The organism is Psychrobacter sp. LV10R520-6 (assembly GCF_900182925.1).
In the GTDB taxonomy this organism is placed as follows: Bacteria; Pseudomonadota; Gammaproteobacteria; order Pseudomonadales; family Moraxellaceae; genus Psychrobacter.
The window spans coordinates 806,873-824,347 of the sequence record NZ_LT900024.1 but is presented as its reverse complement, the minus strand read 5'-3'; the positions used below and the strand labels follow the sequence as shown (position 1 = coordinate 824,347).

Annotated in this window: 13 protein-coding genes; 7 read left to right on the top strand and 6 right to left on the bottom strand. The window is 44.7% G+C overall.

What is annotated here, in order from left to right; genetic code table 11:
• Positions 1-31 precede the first annotated feature (31 nt).
• On the top strand, positions 32-1,261 hold the full coding sequence (gene mnmA, locus U1P77_RS03440; protein WP_321156600.1) for a tRNA 2-thiouridine(34) synthase MnmA: 1,230 nt from the start codon (positions 32-34) through the stop codon (positions 1,259-1,261).
• Between the two features lie 124 nt (positions 1,262-1,385).
• On the top strand, positions 1,386-2,783 hold the full coding sequence (purB, locus tag U1P77_RS03435; RefSeq protein ID WP_321156001.1) for an adenylosuccinate lyase: 1,398 nt from the start codon (positions 1,386-1,388) through the stop codon (positions 2,781-2,783).
• A gap of 108 nt (positions 2,784-2,891) precedes the next feature.
• On the opposite strand, the gene U1P77_RS03430 is transcribed toward purB, so the two are convergent.
• Positions 2,892-3,083: an NF038104 family lipoprotein gene (locus tag U1P77_RS03430; protein ID WP_321156000.1), complete on the bottom strand. Its 192-nt coding sequence runs from the start codon at positions 3,081-3,083 to the stop codon at positions 2,892-2,894.
• A 154-nt stretch (positions 3,084-3,237) separates the two neighbouring features.
• On the opposite strand from U1P77_RS03430, the gene U1P77_RS03425 reads away from it, so the two are divergent.
• Positions 3,238-4,410, top strand: coding sequence for a cupin domain-containing protein (locus tag U1P77_RS03425; RefSeq protein ID WP_321155999.1), 1,173 nt, complete (start codon positions 3,238-3,240; stop codon positions 4,408-4,410).
• A 169-nt stretch (positions 4,411-4,579) separates the two neighbouring features.
• Here the strand turns inward: U1P77_RS03425 and U1P77_RS03420 are convergent, their stop codons facing one another.
• From U1P77_RS03420 to U1P77_RS03410, 3 genes are all read right to left on the bottom strand, one after another.
• A complete protein-coding gene (locus tag U1P77_RS03420) occupies positions 4,580-5,272 on the bottom strand; it encodes a 1-pyrroline-5-carboxylate dehydrogenase (protein ID WP_321155998.1) in 693 nt (230 codons plus the stop codon).
• A gap of 11 nt (positions 5,273-5,283) precedes the next feature.
• A complete protein-coding gene (gene putA / locus U1P77_RS03415; RefSeq protein ID WP_321155997.1) occupies positions 5,284-8,529 on the bottom strand; it encodes a bifunctional proline dehydrogenase/L-glutamate gamma-semialdehyde dehydrogenase PutA in 3,246 nt (1,081 codons plus the stop codon).
• A 708-nt stretch (positions 8,530-9,237) separates the two neighbouring features.
• Positions 9,238-10,533: an NCS2 family permease gene (locus tag U1P77_RS03410; protein WP_321155996.1), complete on the bottom strand. Its 1,296-nt coding sequence runs from the start codon at positions 10,531-10,533 to the stop codon at positions 9,238-9,240.
• 705 nt (positions 10,534-11,238) lie between these two features.
• On the opposite strand from U1P77_RS03410, the gene tolQ reads away from it, so the two are divergent.
• The 4 genes from tolQ (at position 11,239) to U1P77_RS03390 (ending at position 15,029) form a co-directional block, all read left to right on the top strand.
• Complete coding sequence (gene tolQ / locus U1P77_RS03405) at positions 11,239-11,982, top strand: protein TolQ (RefSeq protein WP_321155995.1); 744 nt, start codon at positions 11,239-11,241, stop codon at positions 11,980-11,982.
• Positions 11,979-12,437 carry a protein TolR gene (tolR, locus tag U1P77_RS03400; protein ID WP_321155994.1) on the top strand — a complete coding sequence of 153 codons (459 nt, stop codon included), beginning with the start codon at positions 11,979-11,981 and terminating at the stop codon, positions 12,435-12,437. Before tolQ ends, tolR begins: the two co-directional genes overlap by 4 nt.
• Before the next feature lie 119 nt (positions 12,438-12,556).
• A complete protein-coding gene (locus U1P77_RS03395) occupies positions 12,557-13,588 on the top strand; it encodes a cell envelope integrity TolA family protein (RefSeq protein WP_321155993.1) in 1,032 nt (343 codons plus the stop codon).
• A 148-nt stretch (positions 13,589-13,736) separates the two neighbouring features.
• Entirely contained in the window at positions 13,737-15,029 is a 1,293-nt protein-coding gene (locus tag U1P77_RS03390) for a beta-propeller domain-containing protein (RefSeq protein WP_321155992.1), read from the top strand.
• Positions 15,030-15,078: 49 nt separating this feature from the next.
• On the opposite strand, the gene U1P77_RS03385 is transcribed toward U1P77_RS03390, so the two are convergent.
• Positions 15,079-15,732: a c-type cytochrome gene (locus U1P77_RS03385; RefSeq protein ID WP_321155991.1), complete on the bottom strand. Its 654-nt coding sequence runs from the start codon at positions 15,730-15,732 to the stop codon at positions 15,079-15,081.
• A 76-nt stretch (positions 15,733-15,808) separates the two neighbouring features.
• A complete protein-coding gene (locus tag U1P77_RS03380; RefSeq protein WP_321155990.1) occupies positions 15,809-17,410 on the bottom strand; it encodes a flavin monoamine oxidase family protein in 1,602 nt (533 codons plus the stop codon).
• Between the last annotated feature and the right edge of the window lie 65 nt (positions 17,411-17,475).

Below are 17,475 nucleotides of genomic sequence, written 5' to 3'. Positions count from 1 at the left end.
TTGAGCGCTTTTTATGTTAGCTACGCCAGCCATGCCAGATGTATCAGCCACGCCTTTATCTGATTCTTTTAATGCCCATCGCGCCTTGACCCTTGCCGATATTAACAATCCTGCCGACACGCGCGTCATTGTCGGTATGTCAGGTGGGGTTGACTCTTCCGTATCTGCCGTTCTGCTTCAGCAGGCCGGCTTTCTGGTGGAAGGGCTGTTTATGAAGAACTGGGAAGAAGATGACGGCACCGAATATTGTACCGCGATGGACGATCTAGCAGACGCGCAGTCGGTATGCGATAAAATTGGCATCAAGCTACATACGGCCAACTTTGCCATGGAATATTGGGACCGAGTATTTGAGCATTTTTTGGCTGAATATAAAGCGGGACGTACGCCCAATCCTGATATTTTATGTAATAAAGAAATTAAGTTTAAAGCCTTTTTAGATTATGCCTTAACTCTGGGCGCAGACTATATTGCTACCGGTCATTATACCCGCCGCAGTGTTAACTATACCAACGCTGATGGCACATGTGTCGCGCAACTATTACGCGGCCTTGATAATAATAAAGACCAAAGCTATTTCTTGCATGCGGTTGGCGGTGACAAAATTGCTAAAACCCTCTTCCCAGTCGGCGAACTTGAAAAACCTGTCGTCCGTCAAATTGCCGAAGAGCATGATTTAATTACCGCCAATAAAAAAGACTCTACCGGTATTTGCTTTATCGGTGAGCGCCGTTTTAAAGACTTTTTACAGCAGTACTTGCCTGCTCAAAAAGGCGAAATCATTACTGATGATAATAAGCTCATTGGCACCCATGACGGGCTGATGTACTATACCTTAGGTCAGCGCGGTGGTATCGGTATTGGCGGCGTCAAAGACCGCCCCGAGGAGCCTTGGTTTGTACTGGCAAAAGACTTAGATAAGAATCGTTTAATAGTCGGTCAAGGCCATGAACACCCCATGATGCTAAGCAATGAGTTGCACGCTTATAAGCTTGATTGGGTCGATGGTCTACCGCCTACTGCTATCTTTAGCTCAGACGGTCTGCGCTGTATGGCAAAGTCTCGTTATCGTCAGCCGGATCAAGCGTGCCGCGTATTTGCTGCCAATAGTAATAATGAGAATGATGGCAGCCAAGTACGGGTAGTATTTGATAAGCCCCAACGCGCAGTAACTCCTGGTCAATCAGCGGTATTTTATATTGACGAGATTTGCTTAGGCGGTGGTGTGATTGAGTCTATTGATGCGCCGTGTGGGTTTTAATAAAAGAAAAAACGTACTGTTTTATATCCACTTTTTGAGTCAGATTTTTAATAAAAATTTAATTTTTTAAATGCTGTTTTATTTCTTAATTTCTTTCATTACTAAAACTACTTGAGGCATTACTATGACCCCACTTACCGCGCTCTCCCCGATTGATGGCCGCTACGCCTCCAAAGCCGACAGCTTGCGTCCTTATTTATCTGAATTCGGTCTAATCAAAGCTCGTGTCACCGTAGAGATTCGCTGGTTACAGTCATTGGCTGACAATGATGCGATTGGTGAGTTGGCGGCATTTGATGACGAGACCAATGCCTTTTTAAACGCTATCGTTGATGATTTTAGTGAAGCGGATGCGCAGGCGATTAAAGATATCGAAGCGACCACCAATCACGACGTGAAAGCGGTTGAGTACTTTATTAAAGATAAATTCCGTGGTCAGGCAGCCCTTAACGACTCGTTAGAATTCATCCACTTTGCTTGTACTAGCGAAGACATTAACAATCTATCGTATGCTTTAATGTTAAAAGACAGCCGCACAATCGTACTCGATAAAATGCAGCAAATGACTGATAGTATTGTTGATTTGGCTCTGACTCACGCTGATCAGCCCATGCTGTCACGCACTCATGGACAAACGGCCAGCCCAACTACGCTAGGTAAAGAGATGGCTAACGTCGCCTATCGCCTTGCTCGTCAAATTAGACAAGTCGGACAAGTTGAGCTACTAGGTAAAATCAATGGCGCGGTCGGTAACTATAATGCTCACTATGCCTCATATCCTGACGTTGATTGGCAAGCGCATGCTGAGCGTTTCATTGATGAGCGTCTTGAGCTGACTTTTAACCCATATACCACGCAGATCGAACCCCATGATTATATCGCTGAACTGTTTGATGCAGTGAAGCGCTTTAATACTATTCTTATCGATTTTAACCGTGATATTTGGCAATATATTAGCTTAGGCTATTTTAAACAGCGCCTAAAAGATGGTGAAGTGGGTTCGTCAACTATGCCGCATAAAGTCAATCCGATTGACTTTGAAAACTCTGAAGGTAACCTTGGTGTGGCGAATGCGATGCTGGCACATTTAGGCGAAAAGCTACCGATTTCACGGATGCAGCGCGATTTATCAGACTCTACCGTTTTACGTAATATCGGTGTGGGTCTGGCACAAAGCATGATTGCTTATGATGCCTGCCTAAAAGGCGTGAGTAAGCTTGAACTGAATTCAGCGCGTCTTAATAGCGATCTTGATCAGGCGCAAGAAGTGTTGGCTGAGCCGATTCAAACCGTCATGCGTCGCTACCGTGTCGAAAATCCATATGAGAAGCTTAAAGCCTTAACCCGTGGTAATGCCATGACTCGCGAAGCAATGTTGACCTTCGTTGAAAGCGACGAGCTGTCTGCGGTTAGTGATGCCGATAAGGCGCGCTTACGTGAAATGACGCCTGCAACCTATATCGGTAACGCCGCTGGGCAAGCGCGTACGATTAAAGAGTGGATTGCTAAGCTCAATAAATAAGAGATAAAAATGAGCATTTGCTAGTTACTCATTTAAATAAGTCCAATCTATAACCTTACTCTGCATACTATGGCTTTCTTAATAAAACATAGTATGCAGAGTAAGGTTTTATTTTTTATCTTTTTGGTCCTCTTCTTCATTGCCACCAGGTATGATGGCCTTAGTAACCGCGACCGTGCCTTTGACCACGCCTTTGGTAGTTTTATAGGCAACTTTGACAGGTACAGTAACCAGTTTGTGCACACAAGCCTGTAGTAGAAAGACGCTAGCAAGTAGAGCGATAATTTGTAATTTTTTCATGAAAGTCCTATGACTGATTGAATGGCTTGATAACAGCAATGAGATAACAATGACTGAGTATCAATAACTAGATTACTGGCAATCATAAACTATTAAATTCTTTTTCTAAAGCAACCTAACCATTTTAAATGAATTAAATGACATGGATTTATCAATGAGTGATTTAAGACTTTGTTTACCCGATTCCATAACACCAGAACAGTTTCTAGCAGAATACTGGCAAAAAAAGCCGTTACTAATCAAACAAGGTTTGCCGCAGCTGATTGATATGTTTGAGCCAGATGATATGCTCGGGCTTGCCCTTGAAGAGGATGCATCAACTCGCCTACTAACCCAATCATCAACCAAGCAAGCTAACCAACCACAATGGCAACTTAAAAAAGGACCGTTGACCGAAACTGACTTTGACAACTTGCCCGAGCAGTGGGCGGTACTGGTACAAAATTTAGAACAGTGGTCACCTGAGCTGGGGCAATTATGGCAAGCCTTTGACTTTATCCCGCAGTGGCAGCGCGATGACATTATGGTGTCTTATGCACCCAAAGGCGGTTCAGTCGGTAAGCATTATGATGATTATGATGTGTTCTTAGCACAAGGTTACGGCCAGCGCCGTTGGCAGTTAGGCAAATTTTGTGATGAGCGGACTGAGTTTGTACCTGATGAGCCGATTCGTATTTTTGATGATATGGGCGAGATTATCTTTGATGAGGTTTTAGAAGCTGGTGATGTGCTATATGTGCCGCCTAAATTATCTCATTTTGGCGTGGCGCAAGACGATTGTATGACCTTTTCATTTGGCTGCCGTCGCCCTAATGTAATGCAAATTATCGACAGTATTGCCGATGTAGCGACCAACGATAGTGATTTATTTATTCCGATGATTCTGCCACAAGCGCCACAAGCTTCAGGTGAATTACAAGCGGAAAGTATAGATGCCATCACCGCACAATTATTACAGCTACTACAGTCGGATCGTGGTGCTGATATTATTCGCCAAGCGGTATGTGAAGTGGTCAGTAAGCGTCAATATGATGCGCTAGTTCCTGAAGAAACGATGAATACCGATGAGCTGATACAAACTTTGGCGCAAGGTGCCACGCTACAAGCGGATTATAGTGGTCGTTTATTATATAACCAGAATGCTGATGGCATAAGCATATACGTCAATGGCCAGCGGCTTGATGGTGTTGATAATCATGCCACAGCACTGCTGGTACGCCTTGCCAATGGTGAACATATAAAATCTGAAGATATTACAGATGTTGACCCAGACGATTTGATGGAATGGCTGGAAAATGGTTGGATTTGGATAGATTGTGCTGAGTAGTTTTTAATAAAACTTAAATTAGCGCCATAAAAAACCGATATCCGGAATACATCCAGATATCGGTTTTTTTAGACTAAATATTTAATCAATAAACGCTGCTCATTCTTTATCTAGCAAGTCCAAACAGCGTCCTATTAATCTTATAGTCATTCAATCCATATCAAGCTATTTATTCTGTACCAAGCTCAAGTAAGCTAGCATTACCACCAATCGCGGTGGTGTTGATAGTTCTTACCCGTTCAGTGATAAAACGATACAGATAATCAGGTGTGAGCATATCTGATAAGCCTTCCATATCGGTTACCGCAATCACTTGCGTTAAGATACCGTCCGTATTGGCGAGCTCTTGACTGACGGTTTGTACTTCAGCATTATTACCGGTAACGGCCACTTGCGCGAGACGATCGATATATAACAAAGTAATCGTCTGTGAGTCATTAGCGATACTGATGACATCATCACTGATGCCGGTCTCATAAAGCACTTTTACGGCTTCTATGCACATATCATCTTGGCTTGGGCAATGCAGTATTACCTCATTACCCGTTAATAAAGCGGCGATAAGCTGTCCAAGGACTGCCATCGTTCTGGCTGATTCGGCGCCGATAACCATCGTTTTACCACGAGCGGTCACATATAATTCATTAGACTCGCCAGTTGCACCGCTCATACGTTGCACTTCGTCAAGCTTAGGTGCTGCGCTTAATAAATGATTGAATAAGCGCCGCGCTTTATTAGCATCACCAGTAAGCAATGCCAGTTTGGGAATAGCTGCTTCAAGATAGATAGCACGATTGACCGCGCTAAGTAATCGCCAAGCTTCACAAACTTGGGCATGATTTTTTTTGAATTCAGTCGCCATATTGCTACTCCTTATGCGATGTCAGTTTGAAGAGATGAATGAGTAGTGCCACTGCTTGCTTTAGTATCGTTTGCATTAATGAGGCGCATCAAGCGTGGAACATAATGCGGGCCACCGGCTTTTGGACCTGTGCCAGAGAGACCACAACCACCAAAGGGTTGCACGTTGACCACCGCACCGATTTGGTTACGGTTGACGTAGGTATTACCCACAAAAGCACGGCGCTCAATATGCTCAGCGATATTTTCAATACGGCTATGAATACCTAAGGTTAAGCCAAAGCCAGTCCCGTTAATCGCGTCAATAAGCTTGTCTAAATCGCGCGCTTGATAACGCAGTACATGCAATATCGGGCCAAAGTGCTCGCCACCGATCACATCAATGCTTTGCACTTCAATAGCCGTTGGCAATACAAAGGTAGACTGCTCTTCGCTAACCACTGAGCTAGCACTCATAGGAGTCTGCGCTAGAATAGTCGCCGTTGGCTCAGCAATCATACGTTCAATGTGCTCCTCAAGGCCTTGCTTGGCATCACTATCAATAACTGGTCCCACATCAGTGGCAGCATGAATAGGATTGCCCACGACCAACTCGGCCATATTGCCTTGTAATAGCTCAATGATGCCATCGGCCACTTCCTCTTGTACGCATAAGATACGGCACGCCGAGCAGCGCTGACCGGCTGAGCCAAAGGCAGATAATACCGCGTCTTTGACCACTTGCTCAGGCAAGGCAGTTGAGTCGACGATCATAGCATTCTGACCGCCCGTTTCAGCAATCAATACCGGTAGCTCGCCACTGGCTTGTGCATGGTCATTGAGACTTTGATTGATGCGTTGAGCCGTTTGGGTTGAGCCGGTAAAGATAACACCCGATAGATTATCCGCTGCGGTCAGTGCACCACCAACTTCGCCAGCACCCGTAACAAACTGTAGTGCCTCGGCAGGTACGCCCGCTTGATACATCAATTGCGCACCAAAGTGGGCAATTAAACTGGTTTGTTCGGCAGGTTTAGCAACCACTGTATTACCAGCGGCCAATGCTGCCACCACTTGACCGGTATAAATGGCCAATGGAAAGTTCCAAGGACTGATACAGACAAATGTGCCGCGCGCCTTATAAACTTGGCGCGATTGGTTGCCAGTCAAATCGGTAAACTGATGAACGACGTCGTCTAAGCGCTCAGCCTCATCCGCATAAAAGCGACAAAAGTCAACGGCTTCTTTAATTTCATCAATACTGTCTTGAATGGTCTTGCCCGCTTCAACTTGACATAGTGCCATAAACTCAGCGTAGTTTTCTTCATATAAATCAGCTGTTTTACGCAATATCGCAGCGCGCTTAGATGCAGATACTGCTTGCCACGCCTCTTGCCCAGCAACCGCTGTATCTATAGCTTTACGAGCAAGTTCCGCATTGGCATAGCGCACTTTGCCTGCAATGATTTCATGGTTCCAAGGGGCACGTATCGTGTGGCTATCAAGCTTACTAGATACGCCATCAACCGCATACTCGCTAATAGTTTGGCCATTTATAATAGGCGCCGCTGTCCATGATTTATGCAAATGAGTATCAACAGCTGTTTTAAACGGATGCCATTGCGACTCGACGAATATATTGGGGCCATAACTGGCGCGGCGATCGCCGTAAAGATTAAGTGGCAATGGAATATCTGGATTGTGCAAGGTGTCATTAGTGAGCAGCTTGTCATACGGATGCACGACCAGCTTATCGATAGGATAAGACTTATCTAATAACTGATGGACAAATGAGCTGTTCGCACCGTTTTCAAGTAGGCGACGCACCAAATATGGCAGCAAGTCTTTATGCGCACCAACCGGTGCATAAATGCGCACAGGAATGTTATAGGCTTGCAAAATGTGATCATAAAGCGCATCGCCCATGCCATGCAAACGTTGAAACTCAAAGTCTCTATGCGCGCTCATGGTCATTACGGTCGCTAACGTGTGGGCATTATGAGTTGCAAACTGCGGCCAAATTAACCCACGCAAATGCTCTGATAATAAGAAACGCGCACATGCCAGATAAGCGGTATCCGTGCCTTCTTTACGCGTCCATACCGGATAACCGGACAGACCTTTTTGCTGAGCCAGTTTAATTTCAGTATCCCAATACGCGCCTTTTACCAGGCGTAGCGGAATACGATCACCGACTTCAGTAGACAAGCGAGCCACCCATGCAAAAATAGCAATAGCACGTTTTGCGTAGCCTTGCACGACCAGACCAAGACCGTCCCAGTCAGCGGTTAGCGGGTCACGATATAGCGATTCAAACAGCTTTAAGGAAATCTCTAGGCGATCCGCTTCCTCAGCATCGATACTGAGATCGACGTTAACTTCACGTGCCGCTTCGATAAGCAATAAGCAGCGCTGACGCAACAGTCCCATCACTTGTGCTTCTTGGGTCGCTTCATAGCGGGGATGTAGCGCTGATAGCTTAATAGATACGGACGGCTTAGGCATGCCGTCTTTGACTTTGATATTGGCCGTAGACTTAATTGCATGCAAATAGTCGTTAAAATAATTTTCAGCATCTTTATGAGTAACCGCGGCCTCACCTAGCATATCAAACGAATAGGTATAGCCTTTATTACGGTAGCTTTGACTGTTCTTGTTGGCTTCTTCAATGGTCTCGCCCAATACAAATTGATGACCCATAACGCGCATGGCTTTTTGCATGGCGCCGCGAATCATCGGCTCGCCCATTTTTTTGGTCATGCGATCCAAAAATCCTGACGCCGTTGTATCACTATCAATACTAACCACACGTCCGGTCATCATCAACCCCCACGTCGAGGTATTAGTGATAAAACCATTGTCACCTTTGAGATGCTTTTTCCAATCCGCGACGCTCATCTTGTCGCGAATGAGTGCATCAGCGGTATAGTTATCTGGCACCCGAATTAAGGCTTCTGCCAGACTCATCAGCAAAATACCTTCTTGAGTATCGAGGCTATACTCAAGCAGTAGTGAATCTACCATCTTGACGGCTTTACCATCATTGCGCACATACTCGACTAGCTTGCGCGTCTGCTGAGCAGCAGCTTCGCGCTCTTCATCACTAGGCTTGGCAAGTGGCAGCAAGTCGGTTAACCAGCGGTCTTCGTCCACACTATATAATGGCGAGATACGTGCATACAGCTCATCTGCTGACTGCTCAATATACTCTGGCACCAATAACTCGGTGGGATTAAATAAAATCGGCTCTTTCGGGGCAAACTGGTCTATTGGGTTCATACCAACTCCACAACTATCGTTTAAAAACCATAATAAATGGTGCGCAGGAACTTTTTATGAAAGCGGTTTATAAAAGCCAGTTATTTACACAAGCCGTTAATTTATAAAAACTATCAACAAAGAACCGAACGGCGCCATCACAAAACGAGCAAATCCAGCATATGCTGGAGACGGTTAAGTATGTCGTTCGAGCGTTCAACGAACTACGTTAACAATGCAAAGGCAACAACGAACAGTTAAGCGGCATTAGTGCCTTCTTCTTGTTGGTAGTGAAAGGAGTATGACCAGTAGATTATCCGACTATTAAAGTATGGCGAAGCATAGCCTTAATATCGTCAACTTGTGATCTTGGATGATGCTAATTCACTGTAAGAAAAACCTCTACGGCGTTGATTGAGGTGATGCGCTTAACTCCGCTATGTTATCACGAAAAAAATTTTCAAACTAACGATATCGGCCATTTGCACGAATAAATATACTCTTTAAAAACAAACAGATAACAGAACATTCGTAGTAATGACGCTTAAGTTATAGTTTTTTGTTTACTATTGACGATTAAGCACAATTCTATCAACGAATCACGCTAAATAAAGCCTTACAAACTGCTCTCATTTTTAATAAAAAAACCCTCCTTATTATTCAATAATAAGGAGGGTTTAAATCTGAATAATATTAGTAGTGCAATGTTATTGAGTTATCTGGATTCAGTTATAAAAATATAATTTTAGCCAGTAAAATTAGCGTTAATACCCAAACGGCAAGGGTAATTTCAGAAAATTTACCTGCCAATAATTTAACCGCAGTGAAGGTAATAAAACCAAGAGCAATACCGTCAGCGATAGAGTATGTTAGCGGTGTAAACAACAGCACGACTGCCACAGGTGCGGCATCCGTTACATCTCCCCAATTGATATCTTTTAGGGTAGCCAGCATCAATACGCCCACATAAAAAATGGCACCAGCAGTGGCATAGGCTGGAATCATACCGGCTAATGGCGCAAAGAAAATACTGAGTAAGAACAGCACGCCGACCGTTACTGCCATCAGTCCGGTACGGCCACCTGAGGCGATCCCTGCGACACTTTCAACATAACTGGTCGTCGATGACGTACCAAACAACGAGCCTGCAACAGTCGCTGTTGAATCCGCTAACAACGCCTTACCTAGGTTAGGAACGTTACCGTTTTTTTCAACCAGACCGGCCTGACTAGTGGTAGCCATCAAGGTACCTGCGGTATCAAATAAATCTACGAACAGAAAGGCAAAAATGACACTGATCATGCCCACGTCAAACGCGCCAGCAATATCAAGCTGCATTAAGGTTGGCGCAATTGATGGCGGCGTAGACATAATCCCAGTAAACTGGGTATTACCTGTTAATAAACTGATTAAGGCGACCAATAAAATACCAATCGTTACCGCACCAGGGATTTTTTTATAGGATAAGCCCACGATGACAAAGAACCCTAACGAAGCCATCACGGGTGCAAAAGTTGTCATATCGCCGAGAGCAACCAAGGTCGCGTCTTGCCCGATGATAATGCCAGAGCTTTGCAGCGCAATAAAGGCTAAAAACGCGCCGATACCAGCGACCACCCCTTGTTTAAGAGCGATTGGAATGGCATTGATGATCCATTCACGAATTTTAAACAAGCTTAAAAGTACAAAGATACAACCCGATAGGAATACAGCACCCAGTGCGGTTTCCCACGCATAGCCCATACCCAGAACCACGCCATAAGTAAAGAAAGCGTTGAGTCCCATGCCTGGCGCTAATGCGACCGGTAAGCGGGCGTAGATACCCATTATAAAACAACCCACCGCAGCAGCTAAGCAAGTGGCGACAAATACCGCGCCTTTGTCCATGCCAGCTTCTGCCAATACATTAGGGTTCACAAAAATAATGTAGGCCATCGTTAAAAACGTGGTTGCACCAGCAAGAATTTCTGTTTTGATCGTGGTGTTTTCACCATTAATACCAAAATAGCGTTCAATTGCATTCATAGATATCGCTTCCAAATGGCGTTAAGTAAATGTCGCTTCCAAATTGCATTAAGTCAATGTCGCTTCCAAATTGCAGCTATAAACAAACGTCTTTTTAAATTGAGGATGTAAATGACACTTCCAAATTGCGAATATGAATGACGCCTCCTAATGGCGACTATAAATAACGCTTCCGAACCGTGAATGTAGATGACGCTTCTAACTAAATGATAAACAGCTTATGAATACTAAACAAATTACCTGAAGAAAAAATGGTAACGTTATAATTAGAAAGTTGCAGTAACAAAGATTAACATCTTAGAGAATTCGGCTTACGAATTCAATCATTACGCTTACCTTGTGAGTACAAAGTTACAATTTGTCTTACTAATTGCACAGTAATATATATCTAGAAGGTTGTCATTACTTATTTAATAAAGCGATTGTTCAATACGCATTTAACACATTAATAAATGACCTTTTTATCATTTAACAGTACACTAGCGGGTTAATGTGAGCCTACCGCGCTATTCTGTATCCTTTGTTTAACCTATGTACTTTTAATATAGTATTATCAAAGAGCTACCTTATGAACACGTATAAATGCTTATTACTATAATATGGGCTTCTTAAGCTGTTATCTGTTCATATCAGCCATGAAAGGTTTTATCTGGCCTAAGTGTGCCGCTTAGCTTAGTTGTTATTAATTATCCGTGAGTCTATTACATGCCTGAATCACTAAACATTATCGATCTTATCACCCAAGCCAGTCTACTGGTGCAGATTGTAATGGCATTATTATTATTAGCCTCGCTGCTCAGCTGGGTTATTATTTTTCGTATGAGCGCGCGCTTAGGTACCGCCAGGAACTTCGATGAACAGTTTGAAACCTGGTTTTGGTCAGGTGAAGACTTAGCCAAGCTATATCAAGGCATTCAAGGCTCACCGGAGCGTCAGGGCCTTGAGCAGATTTTCTATGTCGGGTTTTCTGAATACTTAAGAATGCATAAAAAACGTCAACCCAAAGACGATATCATCGACGGTGTTGAGCGTAAGTTACGGGTTGGACTGGGTCGCCAGCAGCAACAACTAGAGTCTGGACTGACGACCTTAGCCAGTATAGGTTCGGTGGCACCTTATGTCGGACTATTTGGTACGGTATGGGGTATTATGAATGCCTTTTTGGGATTGTCCCAAACCGAACAAGCTACCATTGCCTCAGTCGCTCCTGGTATTGCTGAAGCATTAATTGCCACGGCGATGGGGTTATTTGCGGCTATTCCCGCTGTACTGGCCTATAACCATTTTACCGCCAAATCAAGTCACCTTTATGATTCGCGCGCGCTCTTCTGTGATGAGATGACCGGTATGCTACAGCGTGAAACCAGCACAGATAATCCCGTAGCTGCCACCTCATCCAGCCTAGGCAGTCAAGCAAGCAAACAAACCACTCAGGTACAAGGACTATGAAGCCAAGTCCCTACCGCCGTGAGAAAAAAGCGCTCAATGCGGAAATGAACGTAGTTCCTTATATCGATGTAATGTTGGTGCTGCTGGTGATATTTATGGTGACCACCCCAATGCTGACGACTGGGGTCGATGTGGACTTGCCAAGAGAGCAAACCAATACTTTGAGTCAAAATCAGCTGCCAGTGATTGTCTCCTTAACGGGCAGCGGCGAGATTTTTATCAGTTATGAGAACAACATCGACATGCCAATCAGTGAACCGGAACTGATCAATACCTTGTCAAACCTGCAAACACAAAACAGTAATACCGGTGAGCAGCCATTACAAGTGATGATTAATGCGGATCAGAATAATCAATATGGTGCCATCATGGCGCTAATGGCAAACTTGCAACAAGCAGGCATTCAAAAGGTGGGGCTATTAACCGGTGCTCCCCTACCCACGCCTACATTATAATGAGTGACCTATCTATTGATGACATAGCTATCAATGATGTACCCCTCCATGAAATTCGCTCCATTAAACAACCAAACAAGCTTGGCTTAATAAAGTAGACAACCCTATGAATCACGTCCATGAGTATCAACGTAATGCATAATGCTCCTGCCGTCTATGTGCCTACCCAGCCTGAAGGTAATGGGCTGACGTTGCCCACGCTATTAAGCTTGCTGGCGCATGGTCTAGTGATTGGGATATTGATTTATACTTATCAAAATATTGAAGTAGAAACTGCTGGCAGTATTGAAACCGTTATGGTGTCGCCTGAACAACTGGCTGAGATGCAAGGACAAATATTAGCCAATCGTGCCGCTGCTTCTAATGGCTCAGCAGAAACCAATGATAGCCTTAGCGGTGCTATAAGTAACGAGCCGCTAAACCCCAATGATAATAGCGTCGCAGCACCCAACAACAGCTCATCCTCAACTGCCCAGCAGGTACCTGTCTTTATGCGCTCAGACGCTCCTTCTGATGAGCCTATGCTCATGAGTCAAGAGCAGCAGGAACGACTGACTGAGCAATCACAAGAGTATGACCGTAATCTCGCTGAGTGGACAGCAGAACAGGATGATATAACGTTAGAAAGACTAGAGCGCGTTGAACAAAACAAACAAAGCAACCTCGAAGAAGAGCGTGAAAAACTAAAAGAGTTTCGCACCAAACAGAACACTTTCCCCAAGATTGAGCGTCCTAATAGCAACCAGCGTAATATAGAAATCAATACCGGTAGCTCAGGTAGTGGCGGCAAAAATTATAGCTTATCAGAGGGCCAATCTACCTTATCTGGCGACATGGCAACTTCTAGTACCTCAAAAGGTAGTAGCCGCTCTGCGTCAAATGGTAGTAGTGGGGCCAGTAATAGCGAGATTATCAACTTAATCAAACGTAACTATAACCCACCCATAGCGGCTAAAGGCTCGACCCAGCGTGCTACCTTGACGATTACTGTCAATGCCAATGGTGATGTGGTGACCGTCTCTGCCTCAGGCTCTGATAGTGCGGTCAATGAAGCCGCCAAACAAGCGGTGCTAAGCACCCGTAATCTGCCAATTGATACTGATGATCCTAAATACCCTACTTTTACCATACAGTTTAAGGGCAGCAACTAATCAATTGCTCAAACCTTACTATCTACTCTATTACCGCTAATTTTACCTTAAGCAACTTGCACCGCCTGCCATATTGTCTTACCGTAATAGCCAACTTATCGTCTATAAAGAACAGCTATTACACTATTTTTAGGAGTTCAATTTAGTCATGCGTACCCATAAAAAACTACTAATTACTCTACTTGCCAGCGCCTCAGGTTTACTGGTCGCCCCCAGTCTATTCGCTGCACCTGTGGTATTGGAATTGGATTACGAAATCCCTGTACAACAAAACCAAGTCGCTTTTGTCCCTTTTGCTGGTGATTCCGTATTATCACCTATTATCCTAAGCGACTTGAGTCGAACTGAGCTGAATGTCACCAGCAAAAATCTACCACAGCAGCCTCGTAGTAGTAGTGAGCTGGCTGGTACATTACCGGTCTGGCAAAACATGGGCATTCCCTATCTAGTCATCGGTAGTACCCGTACCAATCGCGGTAAAATAGTCACCGATTATGAAGTGATTGATGTGAAGTCAGGACTAGTCATTGAAGGCAAGCAAAGCTTAAGCGCTGACAATAACAAAGAAAGTATGCGCTACGCCGGTCACGTCATCGCTGATAAAGTGTATGAGCTTATTACCGGAACTCCAGGCGACTTCTCAGGACGTATAGCCTATATTGAAGAGATTGGACGCGGCAAGGATAAAGTCTCACGGCTAAAAGTCATGGATGCTGATGGCGAAAATGCCAGAACTATCACTGAGGTCACAGGATCTATATTCTCGCCAGTATGGTCGCCCGATGCCAATCGTATCGCCTATGCCGTACAGCGTGAAAAATCACACCCGGTCATTTATGTACAAAGTGTCAGTGGCGGCGGCGCCAGTGTACTAACCCCGTTTGCTGGTAGCAATTTAAGCCCTTCATTTTCACCGGATGGCAACCGGATATTATTCTCTAGTAGCTTTGAAGGCAGCTCTGATATTTATGAGATGAGTGCTAGTGGTGGCACACCAAGACGGATTATCAATTGGCCAAGTAGTGAAGTCCAGCCAAACTATGCACCTGATGGCCAATCTTTTGTATTCGTCTCTGATAAATCTGGATTTAATAAACCGCAAATTTACCGCTATGAGTTCGGTTCAGGACGTACTATCAAAGTGTCTAACAGCGGTTATGCGACTAGTCCGCAGTTTAGTAATGATGGGTCGCAAATTGCCTTCTTAAATGGGCGCTCAGCAGCCATTATGAACAGCAGCGGCGCGGTAACGGCCAATCTTGGCAACACTGGTATTGATGAAGCCCCCAGCTTTTCACCCAACGGTAAACGTGTGGTCTACGCCTCAACTCAGGGCGGCAAAGGTGTACTCACTATTAAGTCTCTCAACGGTGGAGAATCATTCGATAAATCAGGTCAAGGGATCCTCCGCTCACCAGTGTGGTCTGCCAGTCCTAAATAAGTAACATCAGCACAACTATAGTTAATTTTTTATTTATCACGCATTAAGGCTATTCACTCGGATCAGAACCTGGCGGGAAGTCATGGCGCAGCTGAGCGACATTAGCAGCAGTGACAGTATCGGTAAAATTATTAAGGTCACTTTGCACATATTGCGTGACCGCCGCTATTTGTTGATCATTCATCATGCTGTGAAATGAGGGCATGCCGCGCAAGCCATTGATCACAACACTGATAATATAGTATTTAGATTGCATCTTACTGTTGTCAGCTAGCGGTGGATAATAGCCTGCGCCTTGCGCACCTTCGCCTTTTTTCATATGGCAGCCCGCACAGGAGTCGTCGTAGAGCTTTTTACCATTGGTAGTAAAAAATCCGGTTTTACCTTCTAAACTACCTTCAAATTTTGCTAGCCACTGCTGTAGATTTACATCGTCTGACATTTTTGGTAGCGAGCTAACATCAACGATATTGGCTCGCGGCGATCTGAGCGCCTCTTTAGTCATATAAACTGCGCCCCACGCGCCATTATTGCGACTGGCTTGATTATCAAATACCACTTGCGCTGCTTGTAGATTAGCAAGGGTGGCTGCTGTATGAGCGGTTTGGTCTTTGTTATAGCGACTACAGCCTGATAATGCGACTGTCACTCCGACACTCAATGTTATTACCGTAACCAGCAGGTTTGGTTTGATCATATCCATGATTACCTCTGAGTTCATTATTATTACTAACCACTATCCCTACTTAATCATTACACCTAATTGAGAGCTATTGCTACTAGCCCAGCTTTTTTGCTTTTTGATGTAAGCGCTGGGCTGCATCCATGCCTGACAAAATCGCTCCTTCTTGCCAGGCGGGAATATGCGAGCAGTGCTCACCTGCCAGCACGATACGATGGTCAATACTACATAGAGTATCGTAATATTGATCACGGCTTGATTCGCTCCAGATACCATAGCAGCCCAGTGACCATGGAATACGGTGCCACGCGACTGAAGTGCCAGAGCGGAACTCTTTGGTGTACTGCGGATGAATCTGTTTGCCATACTGTAGTGCCGCATTAATACGCTCTTTTGGACTTAGCGTATTAAATTTATAAGAGGCTTCTCCAAATCCATACGCACCCAGTAGTACCCCTGAGCCAGTAGTGAACAGATCTTGTGAAGGATACGAGATTTGGGAGATAGGCATATCGGTATAGCTAATGCCCCCATAAATCCATTCGTCTTCTTCCCAAAACCGACGTTTAAACTCCAAACCCACTTTATAAGAGCTGTCGTAAGGCACTGCCGCCATTGCTTGCTTCATCGGTGCTGAAACGTTGATGTCAATTTGCGTTAAGACTGATAATGGAATATTACAGATACACCAGTCCGCACGAATGGTTTTGGATGCGCTATCTGGATTAGTGCTATCGACATAATCAACAGTCACGCCGCTATCGTCTTGGTAGATCTTAGTAACTTTAGCATTGAACTCAATCATATCGCGGCACTCACGGGTAAACGCGTCACCGATTTTTCCCATACCGCCTACCGGCTGGAACATCGCCGGTTGATGATCATAGATAGTATAGTTGGCATAAATATCTGACCACATGCCCGACTCCAATAGTTTATTCATTGGTATCGGTGTCGACGGCTTGGCATCAGGCATCAACCCACCACCCGGATAAACACTATAGCCACGATGCTCACTGGTGTCATGGCTTTTGGTATAGCAATAATTATTATCAAGCACACCCCAACCTTTTAAACCTTCTAACAGTTTTTCTTTGTCTTCCTTAGTCACCCTACTATCAAGGCTGCCTACGTTAACCGCTTTAGACAATAGCTCCGAAACATAACCACGTATGTCACTTTGCACTTCACCCAAGCGCTGCGGTGCGCCATTAAAATGATTGATACGGTGTAAGTAGGCACGGTCATTGGTTTGTATAAATGGCTGTAACGCTACCCCAAACTTCTTACAATAATGAAATACCGCATAATGATGAACCGGCAGTCGCCATGGTCCACCATTGAAATAATTGCCTTTTTCAAAGTCGCAGGTCACCTCGCCGCCACCAAGCTCGGTATATTTATCACCACTATTCAATGTCCAACTGCGCCCGCCACCACGATTTTGAAACTCAAGGACGGTCACTTTATAGCCCGCTTTGCGTAGCTCATAGGCAGCGGTGAGACCGCCTAACCCTGCCCCAAGTATGACAATGCTGGCATCAGCAGGCGCTCCCTTTAACTCCATTTCTTGTTTAAAACTCGACTCGGAAGCAAACCCTAACGTGGTCATCGCCTGATACATAGCGGTTGCCCCAGCGGTCTTACCAATCATCGCGAGTAACTGTCTTCGTGTGGGCGATTGGAATAGATCGTTCATTTTATTGTCCTTGTAAGAGCGCACTCGTCCATGACCACAGATAGTGACTTATATTTTTGTAGCTA